The sequence below is a fragment of the Nocardioides cremeus genome, assembly GCF_030518195.1.
GTDB classification, from domain to species: domain Bacteria; phylum Actinomycetota; class Actinomycetes; order Propionibacteriales; family Nocardioidaceae; genus Nocardioides; species Nocardioides cremeus.
The window spans coordinates 1-565 of sequence record NZ_JAULSC010000072.1; the positions used below are offsets into that span (position 1 = coordinate 1).

Genomic DNA, 565 nt, shown 5'->3' on the forward strand with positions numbered 1-565 from the left:
ATCTCTCGTGACTCGCCTTGGCAGACGGGCACGAAAGTACGGGGACAAGTAGGTCGAGGGTGGGGCCACTTCAAGCCAGCACTACGGCTCCAAGTGGGGCCACTTCAGACTGGCACACTCAAAACAGCCCTCAACAACCGACCCCGCAAAACCCTGGAAGGGAAGACGCCGGCCGAAGCCCTCAACGAGCACCTACAGTTGCTTTCCCAAGGCGGTGTTGCTTCCACCGGTTGAACCTGGTTCGAGCGATTCGCTACACCGAGCGACTCGCGGAAGCAGAGGCCGTCGCGTCGGTCGGATCGCGGGGCGATTCTTACGACACGCGATGGCAGAGGCGCTCAACTCGCTGTTCAAGACCGAGTGCATCCGCAACCCGGTCATGCGGCCGAAGGGCGGCTGGAAGACGTCGGCGACGTCGAGATCGCGGTCGCCGAATACGTCGACTGGTCACGATATGCAGGTGATCCGTTCCCGGGTCGTCAGGACTCGGGAGGAGGGTTGCCGTATCGATCGGGGACTCCTCCATGGTCTTCACGCCGTGTCTGCTGCGCACACCTCGTCCGGG

The 565-nt window shown here is 62.7% G+C and carries 1 protein-coding gene; it reads left to right on the forward strand.

Features of this window, described 5'->3' with window-relative positions:
* Nucleotides 1-325: 325 nt before the first annotated feature.
* Nucleotides 326-565, forward strand: a 240-nt coding sequence (locus tag QWJ41_RS22400) for a hypothetical protein (protein ID WP_439117353.1), incomplete at its 3' end; no start/stop codon positions are given.